Source organism: Niastella populi (assembly GCF_002078015.1).
In the GTDB taxonomy this organism is placed as follows: Bacteria; Bacteroidota; Bacteroidia; order Chitinophagales; family Chitinophagaceae; genus Niastella; species Niastella populi.
Map to the genome: position 1 here is coordinate 77548 of NZ_LWBP01000167.1, position 20748 is coordinate 98295.

General features: G+C 45.9%; 10 protein-coding genes. 2 read left to right on the forward strand and 8 right to left on the reverse strand.

All coding sequences use genetic code 11. The features are described 5' to 3' along the window. Positions 1-168 precede the first annotated feature (168 nt). The 8 genes from A4R26_RS14620 to A4R26_RS14660 all read right to left on the reverse strand — a co-directional run bounded on the left by A4R26_RS14620 (position 169) and on the right by A4R26_RS14660 (position 17890). Complete coding sequence (locus A4R26_RS14620; RefSeq protein WP_081164494.1) at positions 169-1578, reverse strand: glycoside hydrolase family 140 protein; 1410 nt, start codon at positions 1576-1578, stop codon at positions 169-171. A 76-nt stretch (positions 1579-1654) separates the two neighbouring features. Further along, entirely contained in the window at positions 1655-4795 is a 3141-nt protein-coding gene (locus A4R26_RS14625; RefSeq protein WP_081164495.1) for a DUF6298 domain-containing protein, read from the reverse strand. Between the two features lie 144 nt (positions 4796-4939). Further along, positions 4940-6592, reverse strand: a complete 1653-nt coding sequence (locus A4R26_RS14630) for a polysaccharide lyase (protein WP_081164496.1) — start codon at positions 6590-6592, stop codon at positions 4940-4942. A gap of 786 nt (positions 6593-7378) precedes the next feature. Beyond that, the gene (locus A4R26_RS14635) at positions 7379-9352 is read right to left on the reverse strand and encodes a RagB/SusD family nutrient uptake outer membrane protein (protein WP_081164497.1); all 1974 of its coding nucleotides are present in this window, start codon (positions 9350-9352) and stop codon (positions 7379-7381) included. Between the two features lie 28 nt (positions 9353-9380). After that, complete coding sequence (locus tag A4R26_RS14640; protein ID WP_081164498.1) at positions 9381-12743, reverse strand: SusC/RagA family TonB-linked outer membrane protein; 3363 nt, start codon at positions 12741-12743, stop codon at positions 9381-9383. A 159-nt stretch (positions 12744-12902) separates the two neighbouring features. Continuing rightward, positions 12903-13607, reverse strand: coding sequence for a DUF3826 domain-containing protein (locus tag A4R26_RS14645; RefSeq protein WP_207625751.1), 705 nt, complete (start codon positions 13605-13607; stop codon positions 12903-12905). Between the two features lie 534 nt (positions 13608-14141). Continuing rightward, positions 14142-16562 carry a beta-galactosidase GalB gene (galB, locus tag A4R26_RS14655; RefSeq protein ID WP_081164501.1) on the reverse strand — a complete coding sequence of 807 codons (2421 nt, stop codon included), beginning with the start codon at positions 16560-16562 and terminating at the stop codon, positions 14142-14144. A 224-nt stretch (positions 16563-16786) separates the two neighbouring features. Beyond that, the gene (locus tag A4R26_RS14660; protein WP_107685842.1) at positions 16787-17890 is read right to left on the reverse strand and encodes a glycoside hydrolase family protein; all 1104 of its coding nucleotides are present in this window, start codon (positions 17888-17890) and stop codon (positions 16787-16789) included. A 398-nt stretch (positions 17891-18288) separates the two neighbouring features. Here A4R26_RS14660 and A4R26_RS14665 point away from each other — a divergent pair, with 398 nt between their 5' ends. After that, positions 18289-19737 carry a pectate lyase family protein gene (locus A4R26_RS14665; protein WP_081164502.1) on the forward strand — a complete coding sequence of 483 codons (1449 nt, stop codon included), beginning with the start codon at positions 18289-18291 and terminating at the stop codon, positions 19735-19737. Positions 19738-20171: 434 nt separating this feature from the next. Then, positions 20172-20681 carry a hypothetical protein gene (locus A4R26_RS14670; protein ID WP_081164503.1) on the forward strand — a complete coding sequence of 170 codons (510 nt, stop codon included), beginning with the start codon at positions 20172-20174 and terminating at the stop codon, positions 20679-20681. Positions 20682-20748: the final 67 nt, after the last annotated feature.

The following is a 20748-nucleotide window of genomic DNA, read 5'->3' on the forward strand; positions in this document are numbered from 1 at the left end:
CGGGTTTTTGGGCCGTGCATGACAGCAGAAAAAGGAATGTTATGTATATTAAGTGTCGCATGTTTGATTATGAATACAGCTGCAAGCTACACGCTGCAAGCTGCAAGCTGCAAGCCAAATACAAATACAAGAACTAAAAACTAAAAACTAAGAACTAAGAACTGATAACTAAGAACTGAGAACTAAAACCCAGTCATTCCCAGGTTTCACATCACCGGGAGCATCAAACTCCCTTGTTCCTTTATTCTCAAAATCTCCGATCGATGTATATTTTCCGTCGCGTGGATTGAACCATGATGCTTTTATGCTTTTGCCAGACAGTTTGTCCATTTTCACTGAAATAGTGCGGCCGGTATAAGTATAGATCAGCGCATAGTTCTTTCCGCGGGTAGCAAACAGCCGATCATACTTTTCACCCACATTTCCGGCAATCAGCGACTGATCGGGCACGCGGTCGAAATACGACTTTGACAGCATCAGGTCTTTGAGATGCACCATCTGTGAAGCGCCCGGCGCATCGATGGCATCGTACCAGTAATTCGTTACACCGTAATTGCCATCGGTATCATGGGGGCGGTGCATTTGCATTACCGCATTATTTCCATACGTATAACCGCAGCCACCGGCAAATACCGACCAGTAAGCATAGCGGCGTACGTCATTGTCGTTCCAGCGTACTTCCAGCGAATCGTGCAAACCCTGCGGGATCTCTTCATACGAAGGCTCACCGTCGAAAGTGGGTTTTGCAGGCTTCCGGGCATAATCCATTTCCACATATTTCCAGTTGTCTTCGCCAAAATGCAGGTCGCCTTTGCTGGTATCCTGGTTATAACGGCGGTGGCCACTCTGAAACATATTGAACTGCAGCCATGGTTCGTTGTGAAACCAGATGGATGACGTGTGACGGCCGCGCGGGTGGAAGGTCAATAAATGACCGGGGTCCTTTTTATGTAAGGTTTTACCCAGGGCCTGCCATACCGCTATGCCTTCAGTGCCTTTGATATCGCCGCCATTCAGCCATATGATATTGATGTGCGACTTATACCTGCTGGTTAAAAAATTTGCATATTGTTTTACCTGGGCCACATTTACCTTTCCTGCTTTTACTTCACTACCCCATACAGGCACCATCGCTATATAAATACCTCTTTCGGCAGCGGCTTTGACTACGAAATCCACATGGTCCCAATAGTCATACTCAGCAGCATTATCAGGATTATTTCCCGGTGTAGTAACAGGCATGGCCACATTGCCGCCTTTTAAAGCAGTATCGCCATAGGCATTCACCACTTTGGTGGTATGCAGCACCATTACCTGTATTACATTGAATCCTTTTGCCTGGCGATCATCGAGAAATTTGATCACCTCTTCGCGTTTGAGTTTCGAAAACAATAACCAGCCGGTATCGCCCAGCCAAAAGAATGGCTTGCCATCAGCCGTCATAAAATAGCGGCCATTGGGCGCAATCTTCAAAGGCTGTACCGGTTGCAGGTTCGCAACCATTGCCGATGCCTCATCCTTCTTACGAAAACCAGCCGCCAACGCTGCTATCAATACTATTGAGAAAAATTTATACATACCAGTTCTATAGTAATTCTTAATTATTATGCTCAAGGTGTGCCACGTATTGTAAACTTGCACACCTGCTGTTAACTTATGCTTTTCTGATCCAGGCAACCACACTCCCACCCTTCGTATTCTTTAAGGTAACTACCTTTCCGCCTTTGATCTTTTCCTCTTTACCGATCACCTGTCCGTTGCCGGCATCGAACCATTTCACTTTAAATGATCCGGCGGCGCCGGTAAGGTCAAGCTGCAGATCGCCGTTGCCGTAAACGATGTAACCGTTGCCGGCATTGGCCAATGTATATTGTTCTTTGGAAGGGCCGTCAACGGGTTTCATACCGGCGGCAGCCGATACAAATGCGGCATCGCCCATTACCGGGATGTTGGCCAGCGAACCACCGGCCATGAATACGGCCCAGCCAAAGTTGTCATAGTTATCACCTGAATACATCACCGCCTTACCGGCAAACCGGTCGCGGTATTCTCTAACGGCCCTGTATACCTGTTCGAACGAGGTCTTTTTAGGTTTGAACTGGCGGGCCTGCTGGCGGGGAGCAAGATGCTGTCCGCCCAATGGCGCATAGGCACTGCCATCTGCCTGATAATGCCAGTAGCGGATATCGATGATATCGATATAAGGCGCACGCGCTTCATCGGCGAGGATAGCGTCCTGTACGTCTTTGGTAGCGCTTAACCCGATCAATGCTTTTTTGCCGGTTTCTTTTTCCCATTCTTTTATAACGTCGACCCAGAACTGTACAAAATGCAATGGGCCGGTATACTCTGCACTGGTGAGCTGGATGACGCCACTGTTACCGTCGAAATTATTGAGGCATTGACGAATATAAGCCCGGTGCAATTCGCGGCGAACGGGATGTTTTACGTCATAAAATTGTTCGGCCATAAACACGCGTTTATCGCCTGCATATGGTACGGGCTCGGGAAAACCGGTATTGTTGATGTTGTTGACCGGGCGCCAGGGAAAATCGGCATAGTGGGCGCCGGCTTCAATAATGTTATGCTGAAAATAATTCTGGTGAACCAGTACCAGTCCCTTTTCATCGGCCAGGCCGGCAAATTGTTTCAGGCGGTTCCAGTACCAGTGATTGTATTTTGTAAGATCATATTTGCTTAAACCATCCCAGGCGGTGTCTTTACCACTGCGGGCAAAAGGGAGCTCATAGAAGGGCGCCCATACATCGCCATCGATGCGGCGTACGCGCTCATGATCGTCACGGCGACGCTCATACCACAGGGCATAATTCTGTTCAAACGCCACCTGGTGTTTTGCCTTCATGTTATCGGTAAGTACGCCAAGGTCATCGGTGAGGCCGTTGCCGGTTTGGCCGGGAAGGAAACGCGTAATGGCAGGTTTTGCTTTATCCAACGCATAAATTCTTGCGCTGCCGCTCCACCAGGGCGATTCAACCCGGGTACCGGTCAATACGCTGTTGCCGCGAACTAGCCAGCTGTTTTGAACCTGCATAGCTGCCCCAGGTTGAACTACTGCCGGTTGTTTAAACCCAATTTCGTCGATAGTTTTAATACCTGTTGCAGTAACTGGGATGGGCTGCCGTTTAGCGGCTTCGTCGATATATGCCTGTACAGTGGGCTGCGGGTTGGCCGATATGGCGGTTAACTCTGCGGCCTGTGCTACGGTGGGACTGCTCGTTGCGTTAGTCTCTATCAGCAGCAACTGTACCCTGCTTTTGAGATCTTCTTTTAAACGTTCCTGTAATTGCGCATAATACAAACTGCGGGGATCGATGGTATTGTTCGATTCGCCCCAATAGCCGTCGCCGCTGAATTGCGCCCAGCTGCCGAACGACCAGTTCTGCGCGGTGGGCGGCTGATAACAATCGATGCGCGCTGCGGAGCAGTTCCAGAAAACGCTGTTGGCCACGTTCCACCCGGCGCCATTCCCATCCTGGCCGCGGTTCATGAAACTGATCGCCTGTCCGTCCATAGTTACCATATCGAACAACACGCCGGAGGCCCAGCTATCGACCCCACCGCTAAAGCTATACGCGCGGTGCGATTCGCATTGTACAAATGCGTTGGGACCGGGCGCACAAAACCCGGTTGCAAAATCATGCATGCCGTATTCGGTATACAGGCGCTGGAACAGGGTTTGCTGCCCGGCGGTGAAAAATGTATTACGGCGGAAGCCGGCGATCTCCGAAACGGGCGCCAGCGATTTACAATCTTCTACCGTTATTCGTTTACTGGTTTCCGCTACATATACGGCAGAACCGGCGAAATGCTGAAATACCACCTGGCGTACCCAGGCGTCGGCGGCATTTTCTATAGTGACAGCCATCCAGCGATGGGCTTCGTCTTTCGGATTGTTTACATCGTATTCAGAAATGCAACGGATGTTTTCGACACCAACATTTTGTATGCGGCCGGGCCAGTTGTAGGAAGCGATGAAACCACCGCCATATTGTTCATCGAGGGCTGTTGTTATGGGTGCGTCGATCCGGATGCTGTTGCCGTCAACGGCAACGATGGTTCTGTCCCAATAGATATCGCGCTGGCCGGGTTTCCAGCCTAACGCCGTTATACCACCGCCAAAATGGGCGGTATGCAGTTCATCTATCCAGCTGGCGGTGGAAGGGCGATGAACGATCACCTTATCGCCGGCTTTAAAATTATTTGGGGTGCTAACGTTGAACGTAACACTACTTACAGGGATATAATTATCGGTGAGTTTGATTTCAGCTATTACCGGTTGCCGGTCGTTCTTACCGGCGATGGCAATGAGGGTCTGGCGGTCTGTGCCGGTACCCGTTAAAATAGTACCGCCGTTACCATAGCCGCTGCCACGCAATACCACGCCGGAGGCGCGAATGATCAGCTGGCCGGCTACATCGTACCGGCCGGGTTGTAGTAACACTGCTCCACGCAGGTTGTCTTTATCCAGGGGCAACGAGGCAACATAATCCAATGCAGCCTGAATACGCACAGTGGCGTCGCCGGCTTTTACCGGAACCACTACCCGAACGGGCGCATCGGGAATGGCTTCATCACCTGCGCTGTATCCACAAAAAGAGAAATCGGGAATGCGGTTGCCGAGGGAATCAGGCACATAGTTCAGCCGGCCTTTTGCAAACGATAAAGGCGGCGGAGGCGTTTTTTTATCCTTCTGTGCGTTTACAGCACACACAACCAGCAACAGGCTGCTGATGAAAGAAAGTTTTATTAAAGCATTTTTTCTTATAAAATACATGGTTGCCGGATGATTATTTTTCTAAGAGGTGTGCCACGTCTTGAAGACGTGGCACACCTGGCTCAACGATTTCATGACTGCACTCTACTGAACTATTGCTTAAAACTTAAAACTTATTACTTAAAACTTTTTACTTAAAACTTTCTACTTCTTAGCCGTTTTGGTTACCCCGGGTTTCACATTGCTCACTGGCACAACACTGTTCAGGAAATCTTCGATGTTCGTATACCCGTCTTTGTTCCTGTCCTGCGAAGCGTCGGCTGCATTTTTTGGGTTCAACCCATGTTTAATTTCCCAATCATCGGGCATACCGTCGTTATCGCTGTCTTTGTACGGTGTGCCTTTATATTCAGGATAACCACCTACCTGTGCGGGATCGGTAATGATACCCATTTTGTAAGAATCGATAGGTAATTTACGATGTTCAAATTGTTTCTCAGGCAAAGGAACGCCTTCTTTGTAAGCGATCTTTCCTGTTCTTACCTGCTCCGAAATGCGAATATCGACTGCATCGCGTTTAGGCAGTGCGGCGCCGGCATTTTTTATAACATACGCAAAGGCTTCGTTGGCCGATACGATGGTCATTTTGGGCATGGGCAGGGGTTCATTCCATTTGATGAAATCGGTGTATTCACCGGCATCTTTCTCATCTTCAACCTGAACACCGCCGGCCCAGTTGTTCTTAGTGATGGCATCGTACCCTTCCATGATGTTGCCATTCACATAAGCGCGGCCGTACACTTTATATTTCAGTTTACTGCGGCCGCTCTCGGGTTTCAGGAAGCGGTGCCCTACTGGTTTATCCTTTGGCGTTACGGGACCGGGTTTGAAATAGTTGTTGATGAAGTTGTACATAGCGCGGTAGTCGCCGCCATCGCTCGAACGGTGCATCCAGTTGAATACAACGTTGTTCACGAAGTTGAAGGTACCGTTCCAGCCTACGGAAGGATTGCGGCCGGTATTGTTAGCCCACATATTGCGCATAAACGTACAGTTTTCGCCGCCGAGGGTACTGCCGAAAGAATGGTTATAGGTATCGAGCGCTTCAGCGAAGATCGAGTTCTGGATGGTGATGTTCACCGTACCCAGTTTTTGTTCCTGCGTACCGGTGCTGTCGTTATACATATGACGGTACATACTCATGTTCTCGTCGAGCCCCCAGCTGGCAGAAACGTGGTCGATCATGATATTACCGATGGGGTTGCCGCCGATGGCGTCATCGCGACGGCCCACATTGGTTTCACCGCGGCGGAAACGCATATAACGGATAACCACATCGTGGGTATTGATCCAAACCGATTCACCGGCGATACAAACGCCATCGCCGGGCGCCGTTTGGCCGGCAATGGTAATATAGGGAGCGCGGATGATCACTGGCGTTTTAAGGCGAATGATACCGGCTACGTTGAAAACGATAGTACGGGCGCCGCCGGTTTCACATGCTTCGCGGAATGTACCGGGGCCCCTGTCGTCGAGGCTGGTAACTACAAGCACTTTACCGCCGCGGCCGCCAAAGCTATAGGCGCCGCCACCCTCTGCACCGGGGAAAGCCACGATACCGGCCTGCGGCAGATCGTATGGACGCGCTGCCCAGGGAATATAGGGTTTGCCCTGTTTTGCTTCCTGTGTAATGATGGGTAACGCTTTTGCCCAGGCGGCATCGGATTGTGCGCGTTCTGCGGTCATCAGCGAATCGGCCCATTTCTGAACATCCTGCGGGATCTTCGGGTATTGCGCCATGGCAGGTGTAGCCAATCCTACTGCAGAAACTAAAAGAAGGTTGCGAAACATTTTCATAATCAACAATTACTTTTTTTTCAAATCATGGTGTAAAAAAGACGGTAAGGCCGGGTCTTCTTTCGGGCGCTTCCACTCATGTTTCGTTAATATTTTACAAGGTGGAAGGTCGTTATATTTTTTTATCGTTCCTGTATCTGCTTAAAAACACAGGGAGGATAAAATATCCTCCCTGCTGTGATAATTTTTTTTGCCGATCCTGATTGTTGCTCCGTTGGTTTTTCATGGATAGTTCCAGATCAATTAAACGGGACCGGCAATTTTGAGCAGAGAAGATGTAAACACAAGACGGATATTTAGTATTTCAGGGTTGCACCCCGGGGAATAAAATATCCCGCTCTGCTCAATGCTCAATAGACAGATATAATTTACATGTCATTTATACGTTTATCACGATTCATCTGCATTGTATCGTTTTGTTAACATCAGCCACTCCTGATTTGGCCGGGGCTATCAACTACTGCAACGCGATTGAACGACCGTATAATTTCAATCATTTTACAACCAGGCGTTGGCATACAAGATCCATTATTATTATTTCATCAAATGTTACAGTTTGGTACTATGGGTTACGGATATCACTGCCTGTTCCGGTTGTACGTTTCATTTAATTGATCGTAAGAACTGGTATGTTAAAGAACTCTTAGAGAGTTGTAAGTTGTAAGTTATAAGTTGTAAGTACAGTTTTATCGATGGTAAAAGTTTTATAGGGTACAAATTAACGGTTATTAATATCAGAGGGCATTTTGAAATGCCCTCTGATGATTTTTATTTTCTACTGACTGCTTATTGTTTGTAATCGAAAGTTCCCATTGCGCCGTTATAATCCTGCCAGCCGATGGTTTGAACCATCCATGGGTTATTGGATAAAAGCGACGAATGTAACCCTGAAACATAATAGTTCGGTCTGAACAGAATCGTCACTGGTGTTGAGCCATCTCTGTCCCAAGCTTGGTCGAGCGGTGTCATTACAAATTTGCTTTGATATAAGGCCTTCAGCTTGGCAATTTCAGTAGCGAATGAGCTTGCATCTGGATCTATTGCAATATTTCTGTCAGCCGGGGATAACAGATCGTTTTTAGAAAAGGTGTTCAGTTGCCAGTAATAACCCTGACGGCTGGTACCGTTGAGGTCGGGTATTCCAAGCTTTTGATTTGTATTATCGCCAATAGATGCTTCATCGGCATATAACATCCAGCGTTGAAGATCCCAGAAGCGTTTGCCTTCATAGGCAAGCTCTACGCGGCGCTCGTACAGGCAGGCTTCCAAAGCAGCATACTTGTCTGCAGGTGTTCCTATACCATAGTTGTTTGCAGAAGAAATACCAACACGGCTACGAATTTTGCCTAAATAAGTAAGACAATTACCAATATCGCCTTTGGCTGCATAACACTCTGCAATGTTCAACAATAACTCACCATAGCGATAATCGAATATGTCTGTGCCCGAAAACGGAAAGTTCGTGCTGTCTGCAGCGGGATTCGACATTTTACGAACAACGGCCGGACTATTTGTGTTGTTATTTCCGTAATAACTGGCAGCCTTGGTGGCATTTTCTCTCCATCTGTACAGCCAGGTGGTTTTATTAGTATTACCTTTTACACCCCACTTAGCTCCAGAGAAAGCAAACGTACGGTAGAAACGTGGGTCCCTGTTTTCAAAAAAGAACGTGTCATTATAATTTGTTCCTATAACTGGGCGGCTTCCATCTGCCAGCGGAAACATGTCGAGCATACCTTTTGGAGCAGAGATACCTCCGGAGCCATTGTGATCTTTAGGCCTGATCGTATTTTCCCAGCCATTGCTTAAACCAGTTGATGATGTGACAGTGTTGGAATTAAGAATAACAAAGATGCCCTCACCATTAAATGCATTGTCATTCTTAAAAGTTACTTCCGCCCAGTCTTTTGCAGAATTGATAGCATTTCCATAACCGGCGGCTTTCAGTGCAGTTTCAGCTGCGAGACCTGCATCGAGCGCTTTTTGCCAGCGTTGATCGCCGGGATTATCCCAGTTGGGATTGAACAGGGGGCTTGCGGCGGTCAATAGCACGCGGCTTTTCATTGCCATGGCCGCAGCGCCGTTGAATCTGCCATAATTTACACTTTCGTTCGACCATCTCATGGGTAATAACGCAACGGCAGAATCGAGATCCTTTATGATCTGATCGAAAACCTCAGATGTTTTAGCGCGTGGTATTTTAATGCTCTCATCATCGGCACTGGCGTTATTCACGTCCAATACAATTGGAACACCGCCATACACGCGAACAAGATCATAATACTGAAGAGCCCGGAAGAAATACATTTGTCCTTTAGACGTTTTTCGGAATTCTTCAGGAAGCGCCTGGCCAACGCCCTCGTCTATTTTCTCGATCAAAAAGTTCGCAAACCGTATCCGTGTATAAGGTTTGTTATCTACAGCGCTTCTAAGGGCGTCGCCAAAATAGGTATCGCCTTGTGAAGCTTGTAACAACTGCCTGTTTGGATGAATGAAATTGGTCATATTCCCTCCCATCTCATCGGTACTATTGGTTCTGTTACTTTCATAAGTACCTACCAGCGTTTGCGTTGGATTCCGATAGGATGCAAAATAAAAATGGTACATCCTATCTATATATGAACCGGTCAGCACTTCGCTGGCAAACATGCTTTCATCGAACTTATCATAGCTCTGCATGTCTTCCAAAAACTTTTTATTACAACCTGCCGTCGCCGCAACAACGACGAAGAACAGGAAATATGCTACTTTCTTTTTCATATCAACAATTAATCAGTTAACAAATTTGTTAGAACCCTAAGTTTACGCCCAGCGCCCATGTTCTAAGAGTTGGATAAATTACGTTTGGCGCATCATACATATTGCGGTATTTATTGGGATAAGGGTTATAGAAATCCCACAAATTGTTACCAGAGAGGTATAATCTGGCATTATCCAGACGTGCCATTCTTACCCAATTTTTTGGCAGCGTATAGCCAATGCTCAGGGTACGTACATATGCACGGAAAGATGATACTTTCCAGAACTCAGCATCTGAATCGAGTCCGCCGAAATCTGAATAATATGCAAGATTCGGATATTTACCATTTGGATTATCTACCGGATCGTATATATCGTTCATTATAATTGGCTGCGCCCACAGCATAGCAGTACTGTTGGTATTATTTCTTAAGAAATCTATCTGGTTCCATCCACCCCACGAAGTAACGATTTGGGCTGATAAGCTGATTCCTTTATAGGAAAAACTCAGATTTGTGTTGATCGCATAAGTCCTGCTGTTCTTTTTCAGCCTAACCCAATCCTGAGCTTTATCATCCCCCATTCCTATGGCCCCGTTCGGCCCTGCATAGGTACCATCGGTTGAATTAAGTGCACCGCGTACATCTTCGTAGGCAATCATACCTTTTTTCATGCCCGCCTTCGTTGAGATTTCGCCGTATTTCGGTGCAGCACCGGCCACACCAGATTTGGCTGCGTTATCAGTGAGGTAAGCCCAGTATGCATCGATATCTTCGTCAGTACGCAATATACCGTCGCCGCCTGAGGTGTTTTTCCAGGTTTGAAAACCCCAGATACCGGGATAACCGGAATTACCAACTGCTTTCCTCGTTTCCATCTCGGCCGGATATTTGAATGGCAGATCGAAGTATTTGGTAGTTTTATTATCGCCGGTACCGAAGTTCATGCCGATCGAGTAGTCGACCTTATTTGCAATTTTATCTTTCCAGGTAACTGAAATCTCAGTACCCCATGATCTTATACTTGAATAGTTCTGTTCTGCAAATCCACCGCCCACTGTATATGGTACGCCGATCGCTCCGGTCATTTCAGTAAGCACGTCATTATATGAATTAAGGTATTTGTCAACACTTACGGACAGACGGTTTTGCAGAATGCTAAAGTCGATACCTAAGTTACGTTGAATGGTACGGTCCCATTTAACATTCCTGTTTGGCGCAACTTCCGGGGTAATGCCAGGTACGAAGTAACCGCCGGTAGTAGTGCCGCCAAAACCCAATCCTCTACTGGATTCAATTTTATACAACTGCATCCATTTCCAGGGCTTTACGTTATCGTTACCTGTTTTACCAAGAGAACCACGCAACTTCAGGAAGTTCACAAAGCTTACATTGTCTCTAAACCAGTTTTCGTCTGATATAACCCAGCCCGCTGAAACAGTTGGGAAGAAACCCCAATAATTTTCAGGAGCGAAACGGGATGATGCATCCTGACGGAAAACAAACTGGAAAAGATATTTACTCTTATAATTGTAGCTAACCCGCCCCAAATATGAAAGGGTACCATTTTCTTGTTTATAGGTTATGGAATTATCTGGATTTATTGTTCCGGCGGTAACAGAAGTACCGTTATACACACCGGCAGTAGGCTGATCATAAAGCATCCGCTGTTGCTCCCATGTATTTTTCGACCGCTCACCAGAGAAAACGGCAGAAACGTTATGGTCGCCGAAAGAGCGGTCATAATTTACAAAGAAGTTAATTTGCTCTGTGGTTCCAACAGTAGTCTCATAAGAAACCCGGGAACTGGACTTATTGAGCGTAGGGGCAGACCAGTCTGCGCTATCATATAATTTCCTGTCAAGCGTAGCTGCACCTCTGTTCTGTACTAATGTAACCGGCATCATCGCCTGCTCTGTTTTGGAAGAGTTTGATTGGATAGCATAATTCGCTTTCACACTCAGACCTTTAATAAAAGGCATTTCATATTGCAGCGAAAAATTAGCATTATAACCAAAATTATTTGTAGTTGTTTTTGATCCGTTGTTCAGCAGTGCATAATAGTTCGAATTAGAAATAGAATTATTACCACTTATATTACCTGTTCTGTTAGGGCCCAGGGCAGGAGACACATACCTGTCAACCCCGTTAACGTTATAGATCCACGGAATGTATTTGGGCATATGGAGCAAGATGCTATAATCCATTTGCTCTCCCCCTACTCCATAACTACCGTCGTTGACATTTATCTTTGTAAAAGATTTCTCAAGGTCAGAATTGTTTGCGCCAAGGGTAGCCGACAACTTCAGACCGCTTGTAACGGTTACCTCTGAACCAGCCCTGAATGTATACCTGTTGAAATCCTGCGATCCCAAATTAGCTCCCTGCGAATAATAAGACCCACCCATAAAATAGGTAGCTCTTTCTGAACCTCCGCTAACAGTCAGGGAATGTTGCATAGCGTTAGACGCTTTCCAGTCATTCTCCAGCCAGTCATAGTTCAACGATTTCATGCGTTCCAGTTCAGCATCGCTGTAAAAAGAGTTATTATTCCACCCAAGCGCCCGGCCAAAACGATTGGCAAAAATGCCGTACTCATAAGCATTCATCACCTTACCGTGGCTGACAGCATCCATGGTTTCGAATTTACCCCCGTAACTGATCTTCGGCGCACCGATCTTTCCCCTCTTTGTTTTTACAATAATAGCTCCCTGTGAAGCGCGGGAACCATAAATGGCGGCACTTGCATCACGCAGCACGGTAATGCTTTCCACCTCAGACAGATCAAGCAGGTTAAAACGGTCCATCGATGACAAACCATTCTGCGGATCCACCTGTATTACATCATCTATAATGATCAACGGATTCGTAACACCGCCGTCTTTACCCCAATTGAACTGCTGGCGGATGCTCAGGGAAGGCATAACGCCGGGACGTTGACTACCGCCCTGTACGTTCAGGCCCGGCACCTGGCCTCTCAAAGCTTCTGTAATTGTGGCCACGGGCTGATCGGTTAGCTTGCTTAGGTTAACGTTTACCACAGACCCGGTAACATTCCTTTGCCTTTGGGTTCCATAACCGATTACAATCACATCATCCAACTGGTTATCGGCTTTCAACAACGTTACATCTATAGATTCACGCGTTCCAACTTTTGCTTCCTGAATACCGAAGGAAATGTGCGTGAAAATAATCGTTTGTTCGGGTGTAGCCATCACCTTGTACCTGCCATTTGCATCGGTAACTACGTTACCGGCGGTGCCTTTAACCACTACAGTTACACCTGGCACCGGCTTACCATCGATGTCGTTGACCTGACCGGTCACTGATCGCACCTGGGCAAAGGCGCCCACTGCCAATAGCAACAGCAGGATAAATGAGACGGAAATCTTTTTTGTTTGTTGCAGATTCATACAGCATTAGTTTTTAGGACTGAGAAAACTTTTTAGCAATGTTTTTGTGTTTTTTAAGTCTTGAGAGTATAACATACAATATAAGTGTAAAGCAATCCGACAAAGTGTTTGTCGAACACTATACGTATTGCCTATTGGGAAATACTTAGTGTTCGATACTTATTTACTTTGTTTTGCTGCTGCCTTTCTCTCTTTTATCCGCTGTTGCCATGCAGCTTCTTCTTTTTTCATGTCTATACCGGCGGCTGATAAATAATTATTGATGCGGCCCTTGTATTTACCGAACCAGGCGTGTTTCTTATCGGACGATTCGGCATCCATTGCCTTTTCGCGCGCTTCGGTTAACCAGGTGAGTATCTGCTTTTTTTGTTCTTCGGTCAACGTGGGGATCATATCCTGATACGCCGTATAAGTTACGTTCAGGACGTTATAGGTCATCCCATTCTTAATTTCGTCAATTTGTTGTGGAGTGCAGTGAGCTGATAATTTTTTCAGGTAGGTCTTGTGCAGTTTTTCCAGTTTCCTGTCGGCTTTTGCTTCCAGCTTTTGAATGCCGGCTTTGTCATCAGCGGTCAACTCAGCACCTTTTGACTTTATTTCTTTTACTGCTGCATTGCGCTCATCGTGTATGCGGCCCAGCGAAAGATACTGACCGGCTACCACTGCAGTTACTTTTTTATTAAAGACACTATCAGTACTATGTAACGCTGCAACGATCTTGGCCGCTCTTTTATTTATTACCTCTTTATAGTCTTCCTGCGTTTGCGCGGCAGGCGCCTGTGCAAACACCAAAGTAACTGATAACAACATCATTAAAACCGTTAGCGCCATCAGCATTACATATAAACTACCTGTTCTTTTCATTTGGCAAAATTGAAAGGATGAACTTACGGTCAATGCCCGGAAGTCATTTATTATTACGTTCGTTATTAATTCAGCCGTTTAAGTTTAATGCGGTATTCAACAGACCTCGTTCGTGTAAACAGTAATTTTAAGTTCAATGGATCGGTTTACAAACCAGTAAAATTCATAGCGTGGGGACTAAGCCTGTCATGTTGATTAGTGTAGATTGCGCCTGGAGTGTTTTTTTGATTGTCCGGATATTGCGCTGGTGATAATTTTTGCCGGGAAGAAGGCCATATCATACATTGCGAATAAGGAAGACCGGGCAAGCAAAAACGCTTCATATGCTCAATCGTTTAAAATTCCTTCAGAAACAATGGATATCATCAGGGATCACTTAACCAGTTTTATCGGAATCATTGTTATCTGTTTGTTATTCATTTACCGTAATAAAGGTACAGGCGACCCTACCTGTAAACAATGTAAGGTTTCACTAAATTGATGGAATATTTTACTATTTTTTGTTAGTCACCCCTACCCGGTAAATAGAAACATTTAATGTGTTTGAAGAACAATATTAGCAGATGGCAATCCGGGCGATTTTATGATTACTTTAATATTTCCGGCTTTGGGTTTTGCCTGAATGATAGCGAGGCATAACCCGTTGTAAGCCTTGTGGGATACAGCTTTAAACGATTCCATGCTGGCCGGATACCCATTATCCATGCCGGCCAGAACACCTTCGCCAACGATCTCAACCTCAATTTTATTGTCGGCATCGGGCACCAAATTCCCGTTTTTATCTACAATCCGAACGGTGACAAAAGAAAGGTCTTTTCCGTCGGCATGGAGGATTTTTTTATCTGGCACTATTTCGAGACGGGCTGGTTCACCGGCAGTATTGATGACTTTTGTCAATACTATTTTACCATTTTTGCGCGATATGGCCTTCAATGTTCCGGGCTCATATTTTACCCGCCATTGCACATGAAGATCAAGTGGTTGCTTTTTTCTAACTCCCAACGATCTGTTATTCAGAAACAACTCCACTTCATCGGCATTGTTATAATATGCCCATACATCCACTTCTTTACCTGCCGTCCAGTTCCAGTGCGGGAATACATGCAGCATGGTTTTATTGGTCCACTCGCTCTGGTACATATAATAGGCGTCCTTTGGAAAACCGGCCAGGTCGATAATACCATAATAAGAACTGCGCGCCGGCCAGGGATAGGGCACAGGCTCGCCAAGAAAATCGAAACCCGACCACACGAACAGTCCCGACATAAACTCATGCTGTTTAATGATCTTCCAGGTTTGTTCATGGGTTGAACCCCAATACGCGGCTACATGGTCATATGCAGAAACGGTATAATCGGGATTACCATTCTGCACAAATTTTTGCCCTTTCACAGGCCAGAAACGGACGCTATCTGACGGCATATCGTAATGTCCGCGGCTGGCCAGTGCCGACATGGTTTCAGCGGCCAGGAACTTTTTACCGGGGTACCTTGTGCGGAAACCGGCATAGATCTGCTGGTTATAGTTCATGCCCATAATGTCGAGTGCATTCGCCTGGTAAATAAAGTTTTTAGTTGTGTCGGTTTCTGTAAGGGCCGATGTTACCGGCCTTGTTGTATCGAGTTGTTTTACAATGCCCACCAGTTCTTTTGTAATGGCAATACCGGAACTGTCGAACTGCTCGCGGATCTCGTTGCCAATGCTCCAGATGATCACCGAAGGATGGTTGCGGTCGCGCTTCACCATGTCTTCGAGATCCTGTTTGTGCCATTTGTCCCAATCGACATGATAGTCGTGCTTATTCTTTTTCTTCTTCCACATATCGAAGGCCTCGTCCATTACCAGAAAACCCATTTTATCGCAAAGGTCGAGGAATTCGGGTGCCGGCGGATTATGCGCGGTACGAATGGCATTGCAGCCCATTTCTTTCAGGAGCTGCAACTGCCGCTCCATGGCGCGTACGTTGATGGCAGCGCCGAGCGCACCCAGATCGTGGTGCATACAAACACCGAGGATCTTCATTGGTTTTCCGTTCAATGAAAAGCCTTTATCTACATCAAAATTAAAATGGCGGATACCGAAGGGGGTTACATATTCGTCGACAGTTTTTCCGTTCACCACTACCCTCGTTACCGCTTTATATAAATAAGGACTTTCAACAGACCACAACTTAGGCGAATTGATGGCAGCGGAACAGGTATAGGTTGAAGTACCTGCGGGCCAGCCCGGCGCCCCATTCAATGTGGTGTACCCTTTGCTTACCAGTTTTCCCGATGCGTCATAAATATCGGTAAACAGGCCCCCTCCTGCCACATCGGCTGTTGCGTTATTCAATGTTGTTTTTATCTGCACCATTGCGGTATGCGCACTGATATTTGGTGTGGTAATAAACGTTCCCCATTCATCGATAGCCACTTTATTGGTGATCACCAGCCTCACATTACGGTAAATGCCCGAACCGGTATACCAGCGTGAACTGGGCTGCGCTGAATTATCGACCTTTACGGCAATTACCTGTTGGGCCGTACCCGGTTTGCAGTATTGTGTAATATCATACCTGAATGAAATATAGCCATTGGCGCGTTGGCCTATATAATTGCCATTCACCCATACTTCGCTGTTGCGATGCACGCCATCGAACTCTATATAAACTTTCTTATCATTTGCGTTGGCAGGCAATGTAAATGTTTTGCGGTACCAGCCAATGCCTGTTGGCAATGCGGCCTGGTTGGGCGTGCCGGGATGTTTTTCGCTGAATTCGCCTTCTATGCTCCAGTCGTGCGGCAGGTTCAGCGCCCGCCAGTTCCCATCGTTATAACTTTCTTCTTTGGCAATGGCGGTATCGCCTAACCAGAACTTCCAGTCGTTGTTGAAATCGATGATTGTACGGGAACCTTGCTGTGCAGCTACAGTTCCACTCAACAATGCCAATAATATATAGAGTACCTTTTTCATTCTAACTTACTTTAATCGTGAAACGTGAAAACCGCTGCAAGCCATAAGCTTTAGGCTGCAAGCAAATACAAATACAGCTCAAATTCTACATCATCGGTTTTGCCTTTCCTTTATCAACTTTATCACCCCTGTCAACTAGTTAACCCGTCAACCCGTCATTTCCCTGTATTCCACTTTAACATTCGACATTCAACATTCGAAATTCGATATTCAATATCCGACATTCATTTAACAAATTCCAATTCACTGACACCAAGATCCTTCGAGGTAGCTACCGCAATTCCACGTTGCTCCTTATTATTCACACCGCAGTAAAAATGATATACCACGCCATTGTGTTTTACCACAAATGATTTATGGGCGTACCGCTCATCATAAGGAGTTGATGACTCAATGAGGTTATCGCCTTTCCAGTCGGTCCAGTTTACGAGATCGTATGAACAGGCAAACCGGTTGAACGCGCCTTTACGATCGTGCCAGAAAGCGCCGAAATAAAACATCACGTACAGATCGCCCATTTGCTGTATCACCGCATCGCCGGTAATACCCACGGGATGATGCATCACCGGTTCTGTTTGAAAACGCTTCCAGTTCACCATATCGTTCGAAACCGCCATGCCAATGCGTTCGAACCAACGGGTTTTCTTGTTATCGACAGCCGTGTCGCCATTGGCATTATAATACATCACGAAGGGATAACCGGTAAGCTTTTTTTCATCCCGGATCACCGAACTTTTGAATTGTTTTTTATTTTCCCACCAGCGTACATCGGCGTCTTTCGAAGTAAGCACCGGTTCAGGCAAACGCTGAAACTCATGTGGCTTTGAAGGGTCTTTTTTAGTGTAAGCCATACCTATCGATAACAACCCGGCCTCATAACCACGGGCGTTGCCGCCGAAGTACGACATCCAGTATTTTTTTTTGTAAGGCTGCCATGCGTAGCTGCCACCCCATTGCAGATCCTGTAAAGCAATATAACCGGCGCGCTGGTGTGCATCCCACGCGGTGGAATCATGTGTCAAAGACATCAATTTACCTTTTGTTGACCAGTGAAGCAGGTCGTTGCTTTCAGACAACCAGGTTTCATAACCACGGCCATCGAAGATCACATAGGTCATGTACCAGGTGTTGCCTTTACGAAATACAGTGGGGCAATCGAGTTTTTTACCATTATCGGCCGGTACCATCACCAAACCATATTTATAGGGAGTTTTTACCTGCTCATAAACACGTTGCATTACTGAATCGGGCACTGCTTTTGGCGTAGTTTGCGCCGAGGCAGTCATTATACAGAGCTGCAGTAAAATAATAGCCGGAATCTTTTTCAAAATCATTGTTTTTATCAGTAAAGGTGTGCCACGTTTTTCTGCTGCTTCGAAAGTAAACGTGGCACACCTGAGAAGATGTGGCGGGCCATAAAAAAGTGGCATAGCCCGTCAATTTTTGCAAAGATATAAGCGTAAATAAATCAATTGGCAATCTGCAATTGGCAATTGGCAAGCTTGCCGATTCCCGGGGTTCGCTATTAATCGCGAATTTCCCTTGCTTATTGCCTATTGTCTATTGCCTATTGGAATAGCAAAGATATAAGCGTAAATAATACATTTAAGCAATTGACAGGGTTTTATACGTTTTATGCCGTTTATACAACCATCGGGGCTTTTAAACCGTCTGACAGTTATTTACTAATTTTATTGCCCTAATAGCGCTCAATAAACAAGCCGTCATGAGAAATTGCTTCCCAAACCCTACAATTAAGTTAATATTTCTTACGCTGATCATATTAATAGCGGCTAAAAATACAAAAGCCCGGCAACTGGCAATTCCCCGGGAAACGCAGGTTGCGTTTCCCGGGGCCGAAGGATATGGCAAATACGCAACCGGTGGCCGCGGCGGCAAAGTGGCCATTGTGACCAATTTGCAAAATGACGGAGCCGGCAGTTTACGCCAGGCGCTGGCCGCTTACCCCGGAAAACCGCTTACCGTTGTGTTCCAGGTTTCGGGTATCATAGAGCTCAGCTCACCGCTGATCCTGAAAAGATCGAACGTGACCATTGCCGGACAAACGGCGCCGGGTGATGGCATTTGCCTGAAAGGTCATTCATTCATCATCAATGGCGCCAACAAGGGCGGCAACCATGGAAATATCATTATCCGGTACATCAGGTCGCGGCCAGGCAGCAATTATAACAAGGGCGTATATGGGCTCGACATCGAAAACTGCCACGATATCATTATTGACCATTGTTCATTCAGCTGGGCCAATGAAGAATGTGTAGCGGCTTATGATGTAAAGAACATAACCATTCAATGGTGTATTATCAGTGAAGGGTTGTACGAAGCCGGCCATCATAAAGGCCATCGGTCATACGGCGGCGTTTGGGGTGGACAATACGCATCTTTCCATCACAACCTGTTTGCGCATTTGAACAACCGGGTAGTGCGGTTCAACGGCGCCAGGGCGCACGACACCGTTGCCATTGTCGATTACCGCAATAACGTCGTTTACAACTGGGGCAGCACCAATGCCTGTTATGGCGGCGATATTAAAATTCCCGGCGGTGTTTCGCATGTAAACATCGTGAACAATTATTACCAGCCCGGTCCGGCTACTGCCGATACGCTTAAATTTCTTCAGGCCTGGTTTGCGAAGAACCCCGACAACCGGGTTGGACAATGGTTTATTGCCGGCAACTACATGGCGGGCAACAGGGATCTTACAAAAGACAACTGGCTGGGCGTAGATCTTTCCAGACTACCGGAAGCAAGCCGCAGTGAGGCGAAGTCCGATACGGTATTTGCGGTGATGCGGATCCGTAACAACCAGATAGCAAAAGAAGCCTATAAATCGGTACTGGCCGGGGCCGGCGCAACGCTGCCTAAACGCGATGCTACCGATGCGCGGATCATATACGAGGTGCAACATAAAATTGCCAGCGGCAAAGGCGTTTACGGCAAGGCGGGTATTATTGACAGTCCGGCCGCTGTAGATGGCTGGGCCGAATACAAACAGGGTACCGTACCCGCCGATACAGATGAAGACGGCATGCCCGATGAATATGAAAAGAACAACAGGTTAAGCCCTACCATTGCGGGGGACAGGAATGGGGTAACAGCTAGCGGGTATACTAATTTGGAGATCTATCTGAATAGTTTGACTGTGAATAAAAAGTAGCTGTTTACAGTTCATAGTTCATAGTTCATAGTTCACAGTTCCGGGACGGCCGATTAATTGCCGGCAGGTTGCAGGTTACCGTTACCCGTTGCCGGGGATACACAGGCACCGGGTTGCCCGCCACCGTTGTGCCACAATTATTTTACGTCACCGGAAAAAGTGTGGCACACCCTGGAAACTATAATAGAAATAGCTAATATGAGTAATTTCTATTTAACACTATAGTACATACACCGCCGTTAGCCTCTATTTTACCGGCCTCTTAATGCACACTTATTTGCCGAAACGACACGCTTTTCAGCTAATTCTTCACAGTTATCAGATTTTACTTGTCAGATTGATTTCAAATACAGATTTTTGAAAAAGATTATCAAATCAATTGCTTCTATTTCCAGAGGAATATTTTTCGCATCACACCACTAAACTTTATCATTATGAAACCTGTCCAGGGTATTTACTTCATTCTGTTACTTTTTTTTCTTGCTTATCCCCATTCAAATAAGGCGCAGACCGTTTCAAAAATTACAGATTCACTAGATCTGGATGGAATACCATTGATCGAAATGGTTGATTATATAAAAGGTCATTACTTTTCAATAGAAGATTACCTGAAAAGGCAAGGTTACGAAAAAAATGGGAACACCGAAAAAAGCTATTTTTTTAATGATGCTACCAAATCATCGATATATCTTTCAGCTACAACAGACAACCATCTTCTACCCAAAAGCATAACCGAACTTAAACAAGATTATATCGTAATAAAGAGTAAAAACAGCAGTTTTAAAGACTCTATTGAAAAAATTATCTATGATTTAAAAATCGACGAGAATTTTTCTACAGATATTGATCATCGAAATGAAGAATATACCTTTTATTCAATTAAAAAGGACTTTAATATAAAAATAATTTTTACCGGAGAATATAATCTGCTAGCCGTGTACTAAATATTTCCAATATGCAAATATATGCGTACCAAAAGGTTCGTAAGCGCTGAAAATCGTTTAACGACCT

Coding starts and splice junctions, on each gene's coding strand:
- A4R26_RS14670 (WP_081164503.1), top strand. CDS start 20,172: ATGAAACCTGTCCAGGGTATTTACTTCATTCTGTTACTTTTTTTTCTT.
- galB (WP_081164501.1), bottom strand. CDS start 16,562: ATGAAAAAGGTACTCTATATATTATTGGCATTGTTGAGTGGAACTGTA.
- A4R26_RS14665 (WP_081164502.1), top strand. CDS start 18,289: ATGAGAAATTGCTTCCCAAACCCTACAATTAAGTTAATATTTCTTACG.
- A4R26_RS14640 (WP_081164498.1), bottom strand. CDS start 12,743: ATGAATCTGCAACAAACAAAAAAGATTTCCGTCTCATTTATCCTGCTG.
- A4R26_RS14625 (WP_081164495.1), bottom strand. CDS start 4,795: ATGTATTTTATAAGAAAAAATGCTTTAATAAAACTTTCTTTCATCAGC.
- A4R26_RS14635 (WP_081164497.1), bottom strand. CDS start 9,352: ATGAAAAAGAAAGTAGCATATTTCCTGTTCTTCGTCGTTGTTGCGGCG.
- A4R26_RS14645 (WP_207625751.1), bottom strand. CDS start 13,607: ATGAAAAGAACAGGTAGTTTATATGTAATGCTGATGGCGCTAACGGTT.
- A4R26_RS14630 (WP_081164496.1), bottom strand. CDS start 6,592: ATGAAAATGTTTCGCAACCTTCTTTTAGTTTCTGCAGTAGGATTGGCT.
- A4R26_RS14620 (WP_081164494.1), bottom strand. CDS start 1,578: ATGTATAAATTTTTCTCAATAGTATTGATAGCAGCGTTGGCGGCTGGT.